The organism is Fructobacillus durionis (assembly GCF_900112405.1).
In the GTDB taxonomy this organism is placed as follows: Bacteria; Bacillota; Bacilli; order Lactobacillales; family Lactobacillaceae; genus Fructobacillus; species Fructobacillus durionis.
Genome location: NZ_FOLI01000001.1, coordinates 65,167 through 84,316, shown reverse-complemented (window position 1 = coordinate 84,316; position 19,150 = coordinate 65,167). Strand labels below are relative to the sequence as shown.

The window sequence follows — 19,150 nt, the reverse complement described above, 5'->3', positions numbered from 1 at the left end:
TAAAGCCTTCTTTATGAGAGAAAATTCGAGTTAGCGGTCCAAACGGCGGTTTTTACCTGCCATAGCGACCGGCTTTGAAAGGTACAGCACACGTTGCATCAAACGAGCGGCCTTACCTGGCTCCTGCCCGTCCTTGGTCTGACTAAGATACTTTTCTAAAGAGTTCAAATCAAAGTTGGAAGTAAAGCAGGTCGTTAATTCGTGCTGCATCCGGTATTCCAGAATCACAGCCAAAACGGAGTCACGGGACCATGATGATAAGGTGTCCGCACCAAGGTCATCCAAAATCAAAACCGGCGCCTTCTTCGCTTCGTCAATCAAATCCAAAAGCGACTGGTCCCCATTGTTTCCAAATGAACCCTTCAAGCGCTCAATTAGAGTTGCCCAGTGAACCATCATGACCCCAATGCCGTTGTAGGCCAAGGCGTTTGCAAAGGCCCCCATCAAGTAGGTCTTTCCAACGCCAAAGTCACCCGAAAGGTAAACACCAGGAACGAAGTCTTGGCCACCGTTTTCGTGCTGATTAACCAAGGCTGAGAAAGTCGAAACAACGGCCGCCACGGCAGGCGCGCGTCCTTCATCCGAACCAACTTCTTCTACGATTTGATTCAAATCGGCTTTCGCAACCGACTTTGGAACCGCAATCGAACGGAGCAAGGCTGCTTGACGAAGACTCTTCTTCGTTTCTTCCGTTGGTTCATAGGCCACGTGTGGGTAGCCCTTTTCAACAACCAAAGTTGGCCGATAGCCCGGGTAAAGGGCCGGCTTTCCATCCGCCGAACGCTTTTTTTCACGAACAAATTCAAACAAGTCCGTCATGGAAACAACCAGGGCATCTGGTTTCAAGTTTGCCTGGTTTTCTGTCCAGAAGTCACGGATATCTTGATCCTGCTGAACCGCTTCAAAGGCTGCTGCCGCTTTGTCATTTCCGATAGCAGGGTAGCGCTTCGAAAATTCTTTTAAAACACTTGCCAAATCCTGCATAAATCTTAGTCCTTTGTCTTATAGTTTTTCATTAATTTCAAAGCGTCTTTCACCGCATCAGAATCAACCTTCTGCTGGCTAGCCGCTTCGTTTGAAGTAAAGGCCGGCTCTTTTTTAACTGGCTGACGATTCCAACCACTCTTTGGTTGGCTGGTCCGTTCTTTGCTCTTTTTATTATGCGCCATAATCGCTGCAAAAGCATCTTCTGCAGTGCGAACACCTGCCTTCGCCCATGAATTTGCAATGGTATCTAGTAAGTTCCGCTTCAAATCAGCTTGGTCCATATCCACCAAAATTAAGTAGGTTAACATGTTAATGGCTGGTACCGGTAAGATACGGTTGGCAACCAAATCGTTTAACATTCGCCGCTCGTTTTGGGTCACATAACCAGAATTTTGCTGCTTAATCTGCCAAATGAAGTCAATTGGTGATAGTTCATTGGCCGCCCGATAAAGGCCTGCCAGCTTCTTATTACCAGTCCTCTGTGCTGGCTGGGCTACAGGCTGTTCTTTGCTGTCTACCGCCGGCGACTTTTCCATCTCTGCTAACTGCTTTTCCTGCTTCTTTGAAGCCCAAGTTTGTGCGAGATAGGCTAGGAAGGCTTGCTTGTTGACTTCATGGTCATCCAAGTTAATGGAGCGGGTTACGGCCGTTGCCATCTCCGCTTCGTTCAAACCATAAAGAACCTGCTGTGTAAGAATCAGTTCACGGGCCTTCTGAATCTTATCAACAGTTGTCCCGTGCACCAGCTCGGCCATCCCGTCAAAGTCAAAGCTTAACTGGCTGAAACCGGTTCGAGGACGTTCAGCAGCCTGATCATTCAAGGCAACTTTCGGTTTCTGAGAGCTCTCTGGCAAATCAAAAACAGAAAGGAAAGAAGCCGAAACGTCTTGTTCAGCATTTAGCCTTGGGCCAGCATTTTGCTGGTAGCGCTTGGCAAGGGCCAAATAACGTTCCTCACCAACGTAGTGAAAGAGCAAGCCGGAAAGCAGGTCTTCTTTAAAGAAAGCCGCTGCTGACAATGGCTTTTGCAAAACGTAACGCATCTTTTCCTGGCCCATCTGCTGTCCCTGGTAGGATTTCAACAATGCCAGCCCTTCCAAGGCTTTTCGAGCACGGACGAAGTCTGGAGCAGACAAAGACAGTGAATCCAGGATTAAATAGTGATTTTGAAAGGAAGCTGGTACCTGGCCCGCCCCCTTCTTTTCTTCGTAGAAAAACTGGTAAAGGGCGTAGGCCTTAGCCCCCAAAAAAGGAAGGTATAAATTAAATAGAACTGATAAATCTTCCGGCTGAATGCTTGAAGACTGATCAATCACAAGTGGCTTTGCAGCCTGAAAGTTTTCAACCGAATCAACCATTTACCCCTCCTTCACTTCCTTTAAATAATGAGCAACTTTTGCTTCAAGTTCTTCGGGTGTCCCGTCGTTTTCTATCACCACATCTGCCTTTCCCATTTTCGTTTTCAAAGGCAGCTGCGCTTTAATACGTGATTGGGCTTCCCATTCATCTAAATGATCGCGAGCCATCAGACGGTCGAGCTGTGTGCGTTCATTTGAGCTAACCACGACCACTTGATCAAACCACCCCGTTTCTTCATAATGCTGTTCGAAGAAAAGCGGAATAGCACAAAAGACCAGTGACTTGCCCTTTATTTTATAAAAGGATAACTGGTCTTGAATCGCAGATTGAATTTCTGGTGCGGTAATTTTGGTTAACTGCTTTAACAGTGCCTGGTTTCCAAAGACTTTTTGACCCAATAATTTCCGGTCCAAGACACCGTTTTTAATAATGTCTTCTCCAAAAGTCTCCTTAATTTCTTCAAGCGTGTGCGTACCCGGTTCGACCACCTGTCGTGAAACCAAGTCAGCGTCGACCACCGGATACCCCGCCATTCTAATTTGATTGGTCACCGCGGATTTACCCGAGGCAATCCCGCCTGTAATCGCGATTACTCTCATTTTCGAACTCCTTCAATTGCTTGAGCAAAAACCTGTGTTGAGTATACTACCCGACAGGTGTTGATGTATGGTGTCACAAAAATATAGGCTAAACCTGCCGTCAAGATGCCAAGTAGGTGCCAGCCAATGAAAGACAACTCTAGTAGAAATAACTCACGCTTGCGCCCGGACATCACACGACGGGAGATCGTGATGTAATCCGTCAATGACTTTTGCGAACGGTCAAAGAGTAAATCCATCTTATAAGCATAGTATGTTTGCGAGTAAGAGAAACGCTTAATAATGGCTGGCAATAGGATGACTAATGACCAGAAGAAGAGCAAAATCTTCTGCACAAAGGCCAATAAGAAGGCTTGGAAAAAGCGCTTTGGCGCAAATCCTTGCAGAGCAGAAGACCATCCCCGCTTCACCTCAGGCTTCTGGAAGCTGTCAATCACCGCCCACTTGGCTGACCAAGTTAACAGAAGCCCTAATGATGAAAAGAATGTCTTGGACAAATACAAATCATCCTTGCTATTCGATGGCGAAATGACATAACCAGCGTACATCAAATAGGCTGTCGCCAAGATTAACAAGGTCTGAATGATCTGCAAAATCACGAGTGGCCAGGTCCCCTTGAGGACGTTTCTAAAGTTTTCTTTCAATTGTTTTTTAGCCGTTATTTTGACACGACGGCGTGAAATCACTGGAAGTTCTGTCATAGTACCTTTAATTTATACTTTTTTTACCTGGCACTTGGGGCAAAAAGTCGTGCCTCGCTGGCCGACTTTGATTTTTTCCAAAGTCGTGCCACAGCGTAGACAGGGTAACTTTGCCCGGCCATATACTTGTAGTTCGTTTTGGAACTGGCCCGTTTCACCAAAAATATTGGAGAAAGAATGGACCGTTGTTCCGTGGTGGGCAGTCGCCCGGTTAATTTCAGCAATAATATTCTTGCGTAATTCAGACAACTTACGGTCCGATAACTTATCTGTCGTCGTTTCTGGATGAATCTTAGACATCCAGAGAACCTCGTCACAGTAAATGTTTCCTAATCCAGCAATGTTTGACTGGTCCAACAAGAAAGTTTTCACCATACGATGACTCCGGTTAAAGATTTCTTTCAAATAAGAAAGCTTTAAATCTTCTTCCGTTGGTTCAGGCCCTAAATCCTTCAAGCCGGACACAGTTACCAACTCATCCCCCGTCTTAACCAGCGTCATGCGGCCAAAGCGGCGGGTATCGTTATAAAAGAGCTGTCGCTCGTCCTCGAGGTGAAAAACAACCTCGGTATGCTTGCGAAGAGGGGCGCCCTCAGGTTCCACTGAATATTGTCCTTCCATTCGAAGGTGTGACACCATTGTAAGGTTATTTGAAAAGCGGAAGAGCAAGTACTTTCCGCGACGGTCAATCTTTTCAATTGTCCGACCGACGAGGTCTGATTTAAATTCAGTCAAATCAGATGTCACCACTTTTGGATATGGAACCTCAACCTTGCGGATGATGGCACCCTTTACTAAATTAGTCAGCCCACGACGGACCGTTTCAACTTCGGGTAGCTCTGGCATGTTCCTCTCCTTCACCTTTTAATGGACCCATTATAAAGGATATCTCTTCCATTTTATCATAGGATTCCGGCTGCTTTTCGTATTAGAAAGAAGACAACACCTTATTTTTAATCTATTAATAAAGAATGCGGCATTTCTCCCCTTTTCCAGATATTCTTTTAATTAATATTTTGAAACAACCAAGTTTGTTCTATACTAAAAATACTAATAATTTATCGCTTCAGTAATTCATTTAATGAAACGAAATAAAAAGATAAGTTGAGAAAACCCTATGAAAATCGGTATTACCTGTGACGTTAACCTTTTAGAAACTGACATTATCAACCTACAGTTGGCCAGCTTCGTACCTAAGCCATTGGTCGATGTGATGATGGACTTTAACCACGTTCCCGTTGCCTTCCCCATTGCCAAAAAGAAAATGGCCAAGGACTACGTCGACATGGTTGATGCAGTCATCATCCCTGGCGGCCCAGACGTTTCACCGCTACTTTACGGTGAAGAACCCCATGCTAAAATTGGAACGACCTACCCCGCCCGTGATGACTTCGAATACGCTATCATTGACGAAGCAAGGAAGGCGGGCAAGCCCGTTCTTGGCATTTGCCGTGGCGCTCAGCTGATTAACATTTACTACGGTGGAAACGTCTACCAAGACCTCACCAGCCAATACGAACAAGAGCCTTTGCAGCATAGCCAAGCTGCCCGCGGGTTCTTACCCGTTCATACCGTAGCAATCGAGGATGACTCATTCTTGGCTCCAGTTTTCGGTAAAGAAGCCAAAGTCAATTCCCGCCACCACCAGGGCTTGAAAAGGATTGGCAAGGGGCTACGCGTTGTCGCAAAGGCCAAAGACGGTATTCCAGAAGCCATTGAAAGCCAAGAAGACGGTGTTTTTGCCGTTCAGTGGCACCCTGAAAATCTCTGGGAATCAATGCCAGAGGAAAAGAACCTTTTTGAACACTTCTTCGAAATTGTCCAGGAGAAAATGAATGCAAAATAAGACCACAACTGTTCAAAAGATGGGCTTTTTTAGCCTGATTCTCTTCGGAATCAACGCTATTATTGGATCGGGTATTTTCTTACTACCATCATCTGGTATGAAGCTATTTGGCCCGGCAAGTATCCTCGTCTTACTGTTTGACGGTGCCTTAGCCTTCTTAATTGCCATGTGTTTTGCCGAATGTGCCTCTTACTTTAAGCAAACGGGTGGCGCCCTATATTTATGCCAAGGAAGCTTTTGGTAACTTCATTGGTTACGAGGTCGGTTTTGTTACCTGGGCCATTCGTATCATTGCTGAAGCAACAATGTATGTCGCTTTTGCTACGGCCTTAGGCGGTACCTTCCCCTCCTTAGCAACACCACTTGCCAAAAACATTATTATCACCATCCTCTTTGTTAGCCTGGCTCTGTTAAACATTGCCGGTGTTCGCCTAACCACAATGGTGTCAAACATTGTAACCGTTGGAAAGCTCGTACCAATCTTCTTAATTATTATCTGCGGATTGTTCTTCATCAAACCCAGCCACTTTGATCCATTCTTTGTCGAAAAGTTAACGACAACACCACACTTTGCCGCTGCGGCCATTACGCTCTTCTACATTTTTACCGGCTTTGAGGCCATTGTCATTACCGCCGGTGAAATGGAAAACGTAAAGAAAAACTTACCACGGGCCCTTCTCATTTCGCTTGGTACCGTCGTTGTCATCTACGCATTAGTAATGACCGTTTCCATTGGTGTCCTTGGCGATAAGCTAGCAACATCAACGGTTCCACTGAAAGACACTTTCCAAGTGATTGCTGGAAACTTCGGTGCTAACCTCATTTCATTTGGTACCCTCCTTTCCATTGGTGGTATCTGTGTGGCCTCTTCCTTTATCACACCACGTTCCGGTGTTGCCCTGGCTGAAAGTAAAATGATGCCCGCCATTTTGGCTAAGAAGAACAAGCACGATGCACCGGTTGTGGCCATCATCGCTTCATCAACGGTCTCTCTGTTCATTGCTTTCTCTGGTTCATTTGCGGTTTTGGCACAGATTTCTGCCGTTTCCCGCTTCGCCCAATTTATTCCAACCATCATTGCCGTCTTGGTTTTTCGTAAGACCAAGAAGGGCGTGGAGCACTCATTCCACGTACCCTTTGGTCCAGCCATCCCGCTTCTAGCTCTCGTTGTTTCAGGCTGGTTGCTTTGGCACGTCGACGTAAAAAGCTTAGCATGGGGTCTAGGCGCACTTGTTGTCGCTGTCCCATTCTACTTCCTTACAAAGCATCATCATGAAGCATAATTTAATTTTTAGTCCTGTAAGTCAAAGTGCTTACAGGACTTTTTGTTTAAATATTTAAAAAGAATAAAAATATTAATAAAATTCATTGACAGTAGGGCTTTCGACTCGTATCATTAGAAAAGTCTAATACATTATTTACTTTAAACTGCCTGGAGTCCAAAGGCCCAACCACAGAAAGTTCATTTCATGCCAAAACTAAAGAAAAGCACACAAAAAATGGGCTTCATCAGCCTCATACTCTTTGGAATTAACGCTATTATTGGATCAGGTATCTTTTTACTTCCTTCCACTGGGATGCGCCTTTTCGGACCGGCCAGTATTTTAGTCTTACTCTTTGACGGCTGCTTAGCCTTCTTCATCGCCATGTGTTTTGCCGAATGTGCTTCCTACTTCAAGGAAACTGGCGGTGCCTATGTATACGCCCGTGAGGCCTTTGGCCACTTTGTCGGCTATGAAGTTGGCTTCGTTACATGGGCAATTTGGATTATCGCTGAAGCAACGATGTACACGGCCTTTGCAACAGCACTTGGTGGTATCTTTCCTGCTTTAGCGGACAGTACTAGTAAAAACATTATCATTACGGTTCTATACCTCTGCCTAGTCTGCTTAAACCTTTCGGGTGTACGTTTAACCACCATCATTTCAAACGTGGTTACCGTTGGAAAACTAGTACCCATCTTCTTGGTGATTATTGTCGGACTATTCTTCATCAAGCCAACTCACTTCGATCCATTCTTTGTTGAAAAACTCACCACGATTCCAAACTTTGCCACAGCGGCCATTACCCTCTTCTACATCTTCTCTGGTTTTGAACGTGTGGTAATTACCGCCGGAGACATGAAGGACGTTCAAAAGAACCTACCAAAAGCCCTTCTCATTTCTCTTGGTACCGTCGTTGTCGTCTATATCTTAGTCATGGTGACATCGATTGGTGTGCTGGGTGATAAGCTAGCCACATCAACCGTTCCACTAAAGGATACCTTCCAGGCTGTAGCTGGAAACTTTGGGGCCAATATCATTTCCTTCGGAACAATCGTTTCGATTGGAGGAATCTGCTTAGCCTCTTCCTTCGTTTCCCCTCGCTCAGGGCTGGCACTTGCCGAAAACAAGATGATGCCATCCTTTCTAGCAAAGCGTAACCGTCGCAATGCTCCCTTTGCAGCGATTCTCGTTTCATCAAGCATTTCACTATTGATTGCCTACTCAGGGTCATTTGCAGTCCTAGCACAAATTTCTGCCGTTTCCCGTTTTGCGCAATTCATTCCAACTATCATTGCCGTACTCGTCTTTCGTAAAACGATGGCCCGCTCTGATAAAGCATTCCGCATCCCATTCGGTCCTGTCATTCCAATTTTGGCACTTCTTGCCTCTTTCTGGTTACTCTTCCACGTCGAAAGCAAGAACCTCATTTGGGGATTAGGCGCACTCATTCTAGCCGTTCCTTTCTACTTCTTAACAAAGCATCAAGCAAAACAATAATGCACACAAAAAGCAGCAACCTTTTGGTTGCTGCTTTTTTATTAATGAGGTTTCTTCGCCTCATCCTTATAACCACGAATAAAATCAATCGTTTCTTGCATACGACCACCAATCAAACGGTTAGCCACACGTAATAATGGAAAGGTATGCCAATGGCGGACATGGCCGTTCCGTAAATCCTCCCGGAATTTCTGTGCACCAGAAGCATAGTCAGCACGTAACTCCTTTAGAGTGTTTTGGCCATAGACATTTGATTCCGTTTTGTAGTCATAGTTACGACTATAGAGGCCGCCTTCATAATCTTTTTTAATACGATCGTGTAATTTATTATTCATTATTAGCCTCTCCAAATGAACAATCAGAAAAAATTAATCTCGTTTCTGAGCCCACTTTGGCTTTCCCTTATTCTTCTTTTTACGAGCCTGGTGCTTTTGCTTCGCCTTTTTCAAAGTCTTTGGGTCTTCTTGCTTGCGTTGCGCTGCCTTTCGAGCTGCATAACCCTGTCCAGGCTTCTTAACAGAGTCCGAGTCAGCGGCTTTAGGCGTAGCTGACTTCACTCGTTTTGTCGACGCAATGGACACAGCAGCCGGTTCATCAGAAACGACTGGCGCAACTGACCTTTTCTTATCGGCAACCGATTCCCATGAAAACTTCTTCAATTCCAATTCATCCGGCAAATACTGCTTCAGCATTCGAATATCATGATCGTTTCCAAGCGTCAAGACCTGGCCACGTTGACCAGCACGACCGGTACGGCCAGAACGGTGCAAGTATGTCGTTAAGTTCCGTGGAACCTGAGCGTTAACCACCAGTGGCAATCCCGTAATATCCAATCCACGGCCAGCAACGTCCGTTGCCAAGAGCAAGTCCAACTTACCCTTCTTAAAGGCCTGCAAGGCATCTGCCCGCTTCAAATGGGACTTCTCGTTGTTTCCAACCGACATCACAGAAGCGTGCTCATGGCGCAAGGCAGCCTGTGCAGCAACCAAGGCGTTAATCGAGTTAAAGAAGACCAAAGCTTGCACGTGACGACGAGCCAATTCAATCAAGACCTTATGATTGGCACGGCCATCCACGTGAAGGAAAGTGTGATCAATGGTTTCTGGTGAACGCTGGCCAACAGAAACTGGCTTAACCGATTGCCCAAAGAGTCGTTCAACCCAGGCTAAATCAACCCCGGAGGTAGCTGAGAACAAAGAAACCTGCTGCAAGTTTGGTAAGTTATCCGCTAGTTTCTCCAACTCCGCCGCGTGTTCCTCTGTCAAAGTCGCATCCGCCTCATCGACAACCAACATCGTGAAGTGATTCGTCTTCAAGGCCTTCCCATCAATCATGGTCTGGATACGGCCCAAAGTTCCAACCACAACGGCTGGCTTTTCCTTCTTCAACTTGTCAGCTTGGCGCTTTCCGTTTGCGCCGCCGATTAGGGCCGCGACTTTGACACCAATCAAGGCAGCATAAGGACGAATCACTTGTGCTAATTGGGCCCCTAATTCCTGTGAAGGAGCCAGGATTAAGAGTTGGTGCCCCTTCTTTGCTAAATCAAGACGGGATAGCAATGGCAAGGCAAAGGCCAAGGTCTTTCCAGAACCCGTTGGCGCCAAACCAAAGACGGATTCACCATCAGCTAAGCGGTCAAAGAGTGCCGCTTGGATAGCCGTTTTTTCTTGAAAATGCTTATCAAATTCTTCTTGTAATTCAGGTAAAATCATATGTTTCTCCACTAGTTGGTCTAGTTATCTAATATTTATTATAGCAGGTGATATTGGCTTATCGAATAACAAATCAATCGATTCCTTTTGACACTCACCCTGATGAAAAAGACCTGGTCGCCCAGGTCTTTTTTAATCAGAATATTCGAAAATAAAGTTTGAGTTATTAATACGAACGTCATCGCCGTCCTTAGCACCCGCTTCGCGGAGCTTGTCATCAACACCCATATGACGCAACTGGCGTGCAAAACGCATAATCGTTGCTTCACGCTGCAAGTTTGTCATTGCGGCAAGCTTTTCAACTTCAGGGCCAGAAATAATCCAGCAATCAAGTTCAGCATCCCAATCAACGGATACTTCAGCCTGTTCTTCTTCGAACTTATAAAGCTTTGCTTCAGCGTCCGTTTCTTCCTCAACCTTGTATGATTCAGGAACCGGTGCCTTATCAAGCATGTCGGCCGTTGCGCGAAGCAAGTCATCAACACCCTTGTGTGTAACCGCTGAAATCGCCATAATTTCTGGTTCAAACTTCAATCCAGAATCGGCCTTCACTTCAGAAACAAACTTTTCGTAGTTCTCTTGTGAATCAGGCATGTCCATCTTGGTACCCACAACGATTTGTGGACGTTCCAAGATTGTTGGGTCATACTGCTCTAATTCAGTCAAAATCTTACGATACTGCGTGTAAGGATCCTGCCCTTCGATACCTGACATATCGACAAGGTGCAAGATAACACGGGTACGTTCAACGTGGCGCAAGAATTGGAATCCAAGTCCAACACCTTCAGAAGCTCCTTCAATCAACCCTGGCAAATCGGCCATAACAAAGTCGCGGTCGTCTGAAAGGCGAACCATTCCGATGTTTGGGTTAATCGTCGTAAAGTGGTAAGCGGCAATCTTTGGCTTAGCGTTTGAAACAACGGAAAGCAAAGTTGACTTACCAGCCGATGGGAATCCAACCAATCCAACATCAGCAAGAACACGCAATTCCAACTTGATGCGACGGACTTGACCAGGCTCACCGTTTTCAGACAATTCAGGAGCTGGGTTGGCAGGTGTGGCAAAGTGAATGTTTCCACGGCCACCACGGCCACCGCGGGCAACCAAAAGGGTTTGCCCTTCGTGCACCATGTCACCCAAAACTTCACCGGTATCGGCATCCGAAACGATGGTTCCTTGCGGAACAGAAATGATACGGTCTTCCGCAGAAGCCCCTGTCATCCCCTTCGTACCACCTTTTCCACCAGACTGTGCCTTAAAGTGACGGTTATAACGGAAATCCATCAAAGTACGTAGACCTTCGTCTACCTTTAGGATAATCGAACCACCATGGCCGCCGTCCCCACCAAAGGGACCGCCCATGGCGACGAACTTTTCATGTCGGAAGGAGACGATTCCATCGCCACCCTTGCCGGCTTTTAATTCAACTTGTGCTTGATCAACAAATGCCATGAACCGGTCTCTCTCCTTTTATTCAATCGTGTAACAGACATTTAAGTATATCATGGAACAACGGGACTGTATAGCGGTAAAAGTGCAATATAAATTTAATTATACCTTTCTTTTCTTCTATAAAAAAGTCTTTTCGAAGAGAAGACAATATCATATTTCCACCAAAAAAGTCAGCAAGCTTCCGCCCACTGACTTTTACAATTATTTACTTTTCATCTTTCACTTTGATCGTTTCTAATCCCTACTTTGACTTCTTCGCCCAAGTAACCATTGCCCAAAGCGAGTTCACAATATAGTAGGAATACTTACCAACATTGGCAAAGTTGCGCTGAGTTAGGGCCTTCCCAAAGTTGGCGATGTTATAGATTCCCCAGAAGTACCACTGCTCTTGTACCTTAAAGATATTCAAAACATCAGCCGTTAGCGCTAAGCCAAAGGTGATTGACGCCAAGTAGTAAACCGCATTGACCGGCCAATGGCATAGACCATAGCCAAGGTAGTTCAAGCCAAACGAAAGCAAAAATGCCGTCACAATCAAAAGACAGACAACGTACCACTTCGCCTTCTTCGGCGTCTTATTCTCCGTCCATTCCGTCATGCGGGTTGGTAGATAGTTGGTCACCACAGAGATCGGATAGGTTAACCAAGCTCCCATGTTACCAAATCCGAAATCGAGCAATCCGGCAAAAATCACGTTAATCCATGAAATCCAGTTACCCAGGTTGTATTGCTTGGCAATGAAACGCGTTGACGTGATGGAGGCAACGGCTGATAGCGTTGAGATAATCCCAACCGCTGGAAAAGTCGTCATCCAATAACCCTGTGCACCGTGGAAGAAATGCAAAGCAGACAGTGGTGTTGTCAAAAAGTGCATATACCAGGCAACCGCCAACACCATCACGACACCAAGAAGGTCGAATAGGTCAACCATCCCCTTAAAAAAGGTCTTGTGCAGCAGCTTATTTATTTTTGTGAACATATCTGTTCATCTCCTCTTGTTTTTTATACGAGCCGTGTCGGAAGCAACGCTCGTGATTTTCATTTACCCCAAGGGTAAATTAAGGATATTATACACGATTTTTCCTTATAAAATTGCAGGTTTAAGGGGAATAAACAAGTAATCTTATACTTTTTTCAAATTAACTCCAAAGAAAAAGTCAGCGAGCTTTACTCACTGACTTCACTTAAATATTATTTTTCAACCTTGGACTGCGATAACGTCCAATGAATCAATTGAGCCGTCTTCTTCGACAGACCCAACTCTTGCAATTCTTCTGGAGAGGCTTCCTCAATCTTGGTTAGAGAACCAAAGTTAGTCAATAGCTTCTGACGGGTCTTTGGTCCGACGCCAGAAATGGCATCCAGGCGGGAAGCCAGCGACTTCTTCGAACGGGACTTCCGGTGGAATGTGATAACAAAACGGTGCACTTCGTCCTGGACACGTTGGATCAGGAAAAATCCCTGGGAGTGATGGTCAAGCGGCACGATTTCTTCCGTTTCACCAGAAATCAAATCGGCTGTCTTGTGCTTATCGTTCTTGACCATCCCCGCAATTGGAATGTCCAAGCCAAGCTCATCTTCCAAAACTTCTTTGGCAGCGTGCAGTTGAGCAATCCCACCGTCCATCAGGATCAAATCCGGCATATCTTCGTGCTCTTTAAGCAAACGGGAGTACCGGCGGCGAATGACCTCTTGGGTTTCCAGCCATTCATCGGCATGATTGGTTGAGTGAATCTTGTACTTACGATACAAATCCTTGTTTGGACGCCCGTCTTCAAAAACCACCATGGCCGAAACAATCTCATCCCCCTGCGTGTGCGAATGATCAAAAGCTTCGATTCGGTGGCCCATGGAAATACCAAGGGCGTCGGTCACTTCTTTCATCGCCTGGGTCGTCTTTTGTTCGTTCAGTTCCATCAAACGGAACTTTTCTTCTAGCGCAATCCGGGCGTTCTTTTCGGCAAGGTCTAACAAATCCTTCTTTTCACCACGGACTGGTGTTCGCACCGGTAAGTCCAGGGCTTGGGACATCAAGTCGGCGTCGACAACCTTTGGCACCAGCACTTCCCTTGGTTTCTGAATGTTCTTCTGCAGATAAAACTGTTGAATGAAGGTCGTCAACTCGTCCACCCCGTCTGACACGACTGCAAAAGTCTGCTTCATCTGCCGAATCAAACGTGCCTGACGCAGGAAGAAGACGGAAACGGTCATCCAACCCTTGTCCATGTGGTAGTTGAAGAGGTCTCGCGGCGTTGAATCCTTGGACAGCACTCGCTGACTTTCGACGGTTTCGTCGATGTACTTCAGCTGGTCACGCAGGTCAGCAGCCCGTTCGAACTCCATCTTCTCGGCTGCCTCTTCCATCTCTTTGGCCAAACGCTTCTTCACGACTTTGGTATCACCAGATAAAAAGCGCTTAATACGGTCGACCTGGGCATCGTATTCAGCCATTGGCACGGACTTAAAGCAGGCCCCTAGGCACTGGCCCATTGAATAGTACAAACAAGGACGTCCCTGCCGGCCCTTGCAACGGCGCAAGGGATAGTTCTTTTCCAAGAAGTGCAGGGTTTCCTGGGCCGCATAGACGTTGGGGTATGGGCCAAAGTAAAAGGCGCCATCCTTCTTCACTTCAGACACCAAAGCCAAACGGGGATTCCGTTCCTGGGTAATCTTGATGTAGGGATAGCCGGTTCCGTACTTCAAACGAATGTTGTAGTAAGGCTTATACTTTTTAATCAGCTCGTTTTCGAGCAAAAAGGCCTCTTTATCGGAGTTCGTCACAATGAAGTCAAAGTCGACGATGTTGGCAACCAATTCGGCCGTCTTACCATCGTGGTCCTGCTTAAAGTATGAACGGACACGGTTCTTTAAGTTTTTGGCCTTCCCGACATAGATAATTTTGCCGGTGTAGTCCTTCATTTGGTAAGAACCTGGTTCACTTGGTAAAAGTGATAGTTTATCTTCAATATGTTTTGAGGGATTAGCTAGCATAGGTCCATTATATCCTTTTTCGTATCAAAAAAACCGCCTGGACAGCGGTCTTTTTTTGATACATTTTGAATTAAAATGCCCAGATTACTTAGATGCCTTTTCAGCAATCGCAGCCTTGATGAAGGCGTGGTACAAACCTTCTGGCTTGTTTGGACGTGAGATGAATTCTGGGTGGTACTGAGCAGCGATGAAGAAGTCGTTCTTTGGATATTCGATGACTTCCATCAACTTGTTGTCAGGTGATGTGGCTGAGAAAATCATACCAGCATCTTCGAATTCTTGACGGTATTCCGTGTTGAATTCGTAACGGTGACGGTGACGTTCGTCAACTTCTTCCACGTTACCATAGGCAGCAGCGGTCTTCGTACCTGGCAAAAGTGCCGTTGGGTAGAATCCCAAACGCTGTGTTCCACCGAGGTTTGTCACTTCGTTTTGGTCATTCATCAATGAGATGATTGGGTGTGTCGTTTCAGGGTTCAACTCAATTGAGTTGGCATCGGCGTAACCCAAGACGTCACGGGCGAATTCAACAGAGGCCAATTGCATACCCAAGCAGACACCCAAGAATGGCACGTTGTTTTCACGGGCATACTTGATGGCTTGAATCTTACCTTCTGTTCCACGGGCACCGAAGCCACCAGGAACCATGATACCATCGTAGTCCTTCAACTTTTCAGCCACGTTTTCAGCAGTCACTGTTTCAGACTTGATGTGGTCGATTTGAACGTCAGTTTGTTCGCTGTAACCACCGTGCTTCAATGATTCGTTAACAGAAATGTAGGCATCAGGAAGGTCAGTATACTTTCCAACCACTGCGACTTTGACAGTGTTCTTAGGATGCTTGATGGTTTCAACCATTTGCTTCCATTCCGTCATGTCCGCTTCAGGAGCATCCAACTTCAACTTGCTCAAGACAACGTCATCCATGTGCTGTACTTGCAAGTTCAAAGGAATTTCGTACAAAGTCTCAACGTCGCGTGACTCCACAACGGCGTCAGGGTTAACATCCGTAAAGGTTGCTAACTTTTCAATCAATGACTCAGTCAATGGCTTTTCAGTACGCAAAACCAACATATCAGGTTGGATACCCATTGAACGTAGCTGTGTCACTGAGTGTTGAGTTGGCTTTGTCTTAGCTTCACCAGCCGCACGCAAGTAAACAATCAATGACGTGTGGATGTAGAAGACATTATCGTTACCAAAATCAGACTTCATCTGACGCAAAGCTTCGATAAATGGCAATGATTCGATATCACCAACAGTTCCACCAACTTCGACGATCACAACGTCGGCATCCTTTGATTCACCGGCCTTGACAATCTTGTCCTTAATGGCGTTTGTGATGTGAGGAATAACCTGAACAGTGGCACCGTTGTAATCACCACGACGTTCCTTAGCCAAAACTTCTGAGTAGATTCGACCAGTTGTTACGTTTGAGTACATGTTCGTGTTGATGTCGATGAAACGCTCGTAGTGTCCCATGTCCAAATCAGTTTCCAAACCATCACCCGTCACGTATGTTTCACCGTGTTGGTATGGTGACATGGTACCTGGATCGATGTTGATATATGGATCCAACTTTTGGATAGCCAACTTGAGTCCGCGGTTCTTCAACAAGCGTCCCAATGATGCTGCCACGATTCCCTTACCAAGTGAGGAAACAACTCCACCGGTAACGAAAATATACTTGGTTTGTTTCTTAGCCATACTGCCTCCTGTAGCTTTGCCAAAACTGCTGGTGTCTTTCCGATGGGTTTCGGTCAACCAGGCATATATAAAATAGAAAAACTCCCAAGCCAATGCTTGGGAGCTATTAAACGTATTCACATTAAATGTGAGCCCTAATATATATTACTGATTGCTATGGGGGTTGTCAAGAAATTTTTAAATTTAAGATTGACTCCATATAAGAATAAAAATTGCCCGAAATCATCACAATTATTCATCACTTAACGATTGATATGCTTGCAGTGATATTCTAGCGGGCATATAATATAGACATAAAGAAGAGCAACCGAGCAGCAACTCGATTGCTCCTAGAAACCCGTTTAACGGTGACTACCCTTTATTAGTTATGAATAACTATCTCAGGCCAGCAAAGCAAAAGATAGTTATTTTTTTTGGCCTAATTTAATAAGCTCAACAACGAGTGCTAGTAAATTCAGAATAAGAATCCCAAAAACTAGCATCAGCTGTAAGACGTCCGTCACCGGCACCTAGGCATCTCCTTTCTTCGGATTTGAGCATTGGTTTTGACAACCATATACATCACCTCCTTAATTGAAAGGATAGCTACCATCTTCACTTGTTTCTATGCCAAAATTATAACAAAAAAGTCAAAATAAAAATGTTCAATAAAAAGGCTCTGCAGTTGATGCAGAGCCTTTTTATACGATTTTATTTGGAGTGTCTATTAGAGATTACTTTTCCCAGTTCCATGGGTCTTCATGCCAGGATTGGTAGGAAGCGACTTTATCAGCCGGCATCCCCGCCCGCTCCTGGTAACGAAGCAACAAATCAGAATAAGTGATGACTGGTTCAAAAGTCAGACCAGCATCCTCAAAGTTCTGCATAGCATCTGGGAAACCGTAGGAGAAAATGCTGAGCACGCCGCTCACCTGGTAGTTCGCAGCCTGTACGGCCTTGGCCGCCTTCAAAACGGAGCCACCGGTTGAAATCAAGTCGTCAATTAAGAGCACCTTGTCATCTTCACGAATCACACCCTCAATCTGGCTCTTGGTTCCATGGTCCTTTGGTTTCGAGCGAACATAGACCATTGGCAAGTCTAGTTCGTCAGCTACCAGGGCCGCCTGTGGAATCCCGGCTGTCGCCACACCGGCAATCACCGTTGTATCAGGATAATGCTCTTTCACCAGTGCAGCCAACGCCTTCGTGATGTCCTTGCGCGTTTTTGGATAAGAAATCGTCTGGCGCAGATCTGTGTAGATGGGTGAGTGAATACCGGAGGCAAAGGTGAAATGCCCCTCTTCCTTGAATTTGACGATTTGTTCATCAATCAACTGGTTCATAATTTCTGTTTGTAAAGTCATCGTCCGCTCCACTTCTTACTTTTCTTGCTCGCTACCTTGCCAGTCAGCTAGGTAGGCCTGATAGGCCGTTTTAACATCAGTACTCTGGTTAATTGGCCGGCCGACGACAATGGCTGAGGCTCCCCAGGCCTTGGCCTTGGCAGGTGTGGCCACTCGGACCTGATCGCCGACTTGATCATTGGCCATCCGGATACCAGGTACCAAGTAGAAGAAGTCATCCCCAACCACTTGATGTAAATCAGCCACTTCCAAGGCCGAACAGACCACGCCGTCACAGCCGGCTGCCTTTGCCAGCAAGGCCAGCTGCTCCACTTGCTCCTTTAGGTTTAAGCGACAGTTTTGTTCATCCTTTAGAATGGCTTCGGAAATCGATGTCAATTCCGTCACAGCCAGGAGCTTAGGCGCTGGCAGACCACTTTCAAGAGCGCCCTGTTCCAGCCCACGCTTGGCAGCCTGTAACATCTTTTTACCACCCATGGCATGGACGGTCACGAAGTCGACGCCTAAACGGGCTAACTGTAACATGGCCTTTTGGACGGTGTTCGGAATATCAAAGAGTTTCAAATCCAAGAAAATCGCAAAACCCTGTTCCTGCAAATCCTGCACAACAGCAGCACCCTCTTTATAGTAGAGTTCCATTCCGACTTTGGCAGTCTTACCTTGTCCACCGCCCAGCTCTTCAGCCAGTTTTAAGGCTGCTTTTTTATCTGGCACATCAAAGGCCACCATCAGTGATTGGCTCATCTTCTCTCCCCTTATAGTTCCTGCAACTTACCACGGAAGTCTGCCAAACTTGTATAGCCCTTTTCATCCATAATGTCTTGCAGTTCTTGGGTCAAACGGTCATAGACCCCCAAACCTTCCTTAATTACCTGCGTTCCAACAGAAACCATGTCGGCCCCACAGAGAATATGGGCGAAGACGTCAGCACCGGTCGTGACACCCCCGGTTCCAATGATGGCAATGTTGTCATTCAAGCGCTGACGCAGGGCGCGAACGTTGGCCAGCGCCGTTGGCAAAATCATTGCTCCACCAAGGCCACCGAATCCACCCTTGGCCTTGGTCACCACCTGTTCCTTCTCAATATCGACAACTAATCCATTTCCGACCGAGTTGACCGTGTTGACGTGGGTCAATGGAAAGTCGTTTAGGACCGCTGCGATTTGGTCAAAGTGCACTAAGTCAAAGTAAGGTGGTAGCTTCACACCGATTGGCTTGGTGAAGAATTCAAAGATACGTTCCAAAACCTTGCGAGTGGCGACAAAGTCGTAGGCCGTTTGGGGCTTCCCAATCACGTTGGGGCAAGAGAGATTTAATTCCGTTAACCCCTGGTAATCAGAATTTTGGACATCCCGGAGCACTTCAATCACATCGTCAGCTGACAATCCGGCTACTGAAAGGATGGTTGGCTTAGCCTCTTCCTTTTGCACGTAGTCCAAGTAGAAGGGATAGCCCAAGTTTGGCAAGCCCATTGAGTTAATCGATCCGTAAGCCAAGTCGTAGTAACGGGGATTCTCATTTCCCTGGCGGGGAAGAAGCGTCGCTGACTTAGTCACAATCCCGCCCAAGTTGGCCGTTGCGGCAAGATCAGCCAATTCGTCCGCCGTTTGGCAGTGAATACCTGAGGCATTCAACAAAGGACCATCAAAGGCTACGTGGGCAAGTTGCGTCTTTAAATTCTTTTCTGTCAT

Annotated in this window: 17 protein-coding genes and 1 pseudogene; 3 read left to right on the top strand and 15 right to left on the bottom strand. The window is 46.1% G+C overall.

The window, feature by feature from the left end:
• Positions 1-30: 30 nt before the first annotated feature.
• Genes dnaI through mutM form a run of 5 tightly spaced genes read right to left on the bottom strand, consistent with a single transcriptional unit; the run spans position 31 to position 4,492 of the window.
• Positions 31-984, bottom strand: a complete 954-nt coding sequence (gene dnaI, locus BMZ93_RS00425) for a primosomal protein DnaI (RefSeq protein WP_091501104.1) — start codon at positions 982-984, stop codon at positions 31-33.
• 5 nt (positions 985-989) lie between these two features.
• A complete protein-coding gene (locus BMZ93_RS00420) occupies positions 990-2,345 on the bottom strand; it encodes a DnaD domain protein (protein WP_091501102.1) in 1,356 nt (451 codons plus the stop codon).
• On the bottom strand, positions 2,346-2,945 hold the full coding sequence (gene coaE / locus BMZ93_RS00415) for a dephospho-CoA kinase (RefSeq protein ID WP_091501100.1): 600 nt from the start codon (positions 2,943-2,945) through the stop codon (positions 2,346-2,348).
• Positions 2,942-3,646, bottom strand: coding sequence for a DUF975 family protein (locus BMZ93_RS00410; RefSeq protein WP_091501098.1), 705 nt, complete (start codon positions 3,644-3,646; stop codon positions 2,942-2,944). The genes coaE and BMZ93_RS00410 overlap by 4 nt, the downstream gene beginning before the upstream one ends.
• 12 nt (positions 3,647-3,658) lie before the next feature.
• The gene (gene mutM, locus BMZ93_RS00405; protein WP_091501096.1) at positions 3,659-4,492 is read right to left on the bottom strand and encodes a bifunctional DNA-formamidopyrimidine glycosylase/DNA-(apurinic or apyrimidinic site) lyase; all 834 of its coding nucleotides are present in this window, start codon (positions 4,490-4,492) and stop codon (positions 3,659-3,661) included.
• Positions 4,493-4,763: 271 nt separating this feature from the next.
• On the opposite strand from mutM, the gene BMZ93_RS00400 reads away from it, so the two are divergent.
• The 3 genes and pseudogenes from BMZ93_RS00400 (at position 4,764) to BMZ93_RS00390 (ending at position 8,254) form a co-directional block, all read left to right on the top strand.
• On the top strand, positions 4,764-5,492 hold the full coding sequence (locus BMZ93_RS00400) for a gamma-glutamyl-gamma-aminobutyrate hydrolase family protein (RefSeq protein WP_091501094.1): 729 nt from the start codon (positions 4,764-4,766) through the stop codon (positions 5,490-5,492).
• A pseudogene (locus tag BMZ93_RS00395) lies at positions 5,482-6,775 on the top strand (APC family permease). Before BMZ93_RS00400 ends, BMZ93_RS00395 begins: the two are co-directional and overlap by 11 nt.
• A 186-nt stretch (positions 6,776-6,961) precedes the next feature.
• The gene (locus BMZ93_RS00390) at positions 6,962-8,254 is read left to right on the top strand and encodes an APC family permease (protein WP_091501092.1); all 1,293 of its coding nucleotides are present in this window, start codon (positions 6,962-6,964) and stop codon (positions 8,252-8,254) included.
• 41 nt (positions 8,255-8,295) lie between these two features.
• On the opposite strand, the gene BMZ93_RS00385 is transcribed toward BMZ93_RS00390, so the two are convergent.
• The 10 genes from BMZ93_RS00385 to BMZ93_RS00340 all read right to left on the bottom strand — a co-directional run bounded on the left by BMZ93_RS00385 (position 8,296) and on the right by BMZ93_RS00340 (position 19,150).
• Positions 8,296-8,589: a hypothetical protein gene (locus tag BMZ93_RS00385; RefSeq protein WP_091501091.1), complete on the bottom strand. Its 294-nt coding sequence runs from the start codon at positions 8,587-8,589 to the stop codon at positions 8,296-8,298.
• Between the two features lie 33 nt (positions 8,590-8,622).
• Positions 8,623-9,966, bottom strand: coding sequence for a DEAD/DEAH box helicase (locus BMZ93_RS00380; RefSeq protein WP_091501089.1), 1,344 nt, complete (start codon positions 9,964-9,966; stop codon positions 8,623-8,625).
• 132 nt (positions 9,967-10,098) lie between these two features.
• A complete protein-coding gene (gene obgE, locus BMZ93_RS00375; RefSeq protein ID WP_091501087.1) occupies positions 10,099-11,418 on the bottom strand; it encodes a GTPase ObgE in 1,320 nt (439 codons plus the stop codon).
• 241 nt (positions 11,419-11,659) lie between these two features.
• Positions 11,660-12,397 carry a nicotinamide mononucleotide transporter gene (locus BMZ93_RS00370; RefSeq protein ID WP_091501086.1) on the bottom strand — a complete coding sequence of 246 codons (738 nt, stop codon included), beginning with the start codon at positions 12,395-12,397 and terminating at the stop codon, positions 11,660-11,662.
• A gap of 212 nt (positions 12,398-12,609) precedes the next feature.
• Entirely contained in the window at positions 12,610-14,409 is a 1,800-nt protein-coding gene (gene uvrC, locus BMZ93_RS00365; RefSeq protein ID WP_091501084.1) for an excinuclease ABC subunit UvrC, read from the bottom strand.
• Between the two features lie 84 nt (positions 14,410-14,493).
• Positions 14,494-16,116, bottom strand: coding sequence for a CTP synthase (locus tag BMZ93_RS00360; RefSeq protein WP_091501083.1), 1,623 nt, complete (start codon positions 16,114-16,116; stop codon positions 14,494-14,496).
• Between the two features lie 404 nt (positions 16,117-16,520).
• Complete coding sequence (locus tag BMZ93_RS00355) at positions 16,521-16,619, bottom strand: putative holin-like toxin (protein ID WP_280139645.1); 99 nt, start codon at positions 16,617-16,619, stop codon at positions 16,521-16,523.
• A 210-nt stretch (positions 16,620-16,829) separates the two neighbouring features.
• Positions 16,830-17,459: an orotate phosphoribosyltransferase gene (gene pyrE / locus BMZ93_RS00350; protein WP_091501079.1), complete on the bottom strand. Its 630-nt coding sequence runs from the start codon at positions 17,457-17,459 to the stop codon at positions 16,830-16,832.
• A gap of 15 nt (positions 17,460-17,474) precedes the next feature.
• Positions 17,475-18,203: an orotidine-5'-phosphate decarboxylase gene (gene pyrF, locus BMZ93_RS00345; RefSeq protein ID WP_091501077.1), complete on the bottom strand. Its 729-nt coding sequence runs from the start codon at positions 18,201-18,203 to the stop codon at positions 17,475-17,477.
• Positions 18,204-18,214: 11 nt separating this feature from the next.
• Positions 18,215-19,150: a dihydroorotate oxidase gene (locus BMZ93_RS00340; protein WP_091501075.1), complete on the bottom strand. Its 936-nt coding sequence runs from the start codon at positions 19,148-19,150 to the stop codon at positions 18,215-18,217.

Excerpts from the sequence above, each read along its gene's own strand:
- BMZ93_RS00390 (WP_091501092.1), top strand. The coding sequence starts at position 6,962 with ATGCCAAAACTAAAGAAAAGCACACAAAAAATGGGCTTCATCAGCCTC.
- BMZ93_RS00340 (WP_091501075.1), bottom strand. The coding sequence starts at position 19,150 with ATGACAGAAAAGAATTTAAAGACGCAACTTGCCCACGTAGCCTTTGAT.
- obgE (WP_091501087.1), bottom strand. The coding sequence starts at position 11,418 with ATGGCATTTGTTGATCAAGCACAAGTTGAATTAAAAGCCGGCAAGGGT.
- BMZ93_RS00420 (WP_091501102.1), bottom strand. The coding sequence starts at position 2,345 with ATGGTTGATTCGGTTGAAAACTTTCAGGCTGCAAAGCCACTTGTGATT.
- BMZ93_RS00360 (WP_091501083.1), bottom strand. The coding sequence starts at position 16,116 with ATGGCTAAGAAACAAACCAAGTATATTTTCGTTACCGGTGGAGTTGTT.
- pyrE (WP_091501079.1), bottom strand. The coding sequence starts at position 17,459 with ATGACTTTACAAACAGAAATTATGAACCAGTTGATTGATGAACAAATC.
- dnaI (WP_091501104.1), bottom strand. The coding sequence starts at position 984 with ATGCAGGATTTGGCAAGTGTTTTAAAAGAATTTTCGAAGCGCTACCCT.
- mutM (WP_091501096.1), bottom strand. The coding sequence starts at position 4,492 with ATGCCAGAGCTACCCGAAGTTGAAACGGTCCGTCGTGGGCTGACTAAT.
- uvrC (WP_091501084.1), bottom strand. The coding sequence starts at position 14,409 with ATGCTAGCTAATCCCTCAAAACATATTGAAGATAAACTATCACTTTTA.
- BMZ93_RS00385 (WP_091501091.1), bottom strand. The coding sequence starts at position 8,589 with ATGAATAATAAATTACACGATCGTATTAAAAAAGATTATGAAGGCGGC.
- BMZ93_RS00370 (WP_091501086.1), bottom strand. The coding sequence starts at position 12,397 with ATGTTCACAAAAATAAATAAGCTGCTGCACAAGACCTTTTTTAAGGGG.
- pyrF (WP_091501077.1), bottom strand. The coding sequence starts at position 18,203 with ATGAGCCAATCACTGATGGTGGCCTTTGATGTGCCAGATAAAAAAGCA.
- BMZ93_RS00400 (WP_091501094.1), top strand. The coding sequence starts at position 4,764 with ATGAAAATCGGTATTACCTGTGACGTTAACCTTTTAGAAACTGACATT.
- BMZ93_RS00380 (WP_091501089.1), bottom strand. The coding sequence starts at position 9,966 with ATGATTTTACCTGAATTACAAGAAGAATTTGATAAGCATTTTCAAGAA.
- coaE (WP_091501100.1), bottom strand. The coding sequence starts at position 2,945 with ATGAGAGTAATCGCGATTACAGGCGGGATTGCCTCGGGTAAATCCGCG.
- BMZ93_RS00410 (WP_091501098.1), bottom strand. The coding sequence starts at position 3,646 with ATGACAGAACTTCCAGTGATTTCACGCCGTCGTGTCAAAATAACGGCT.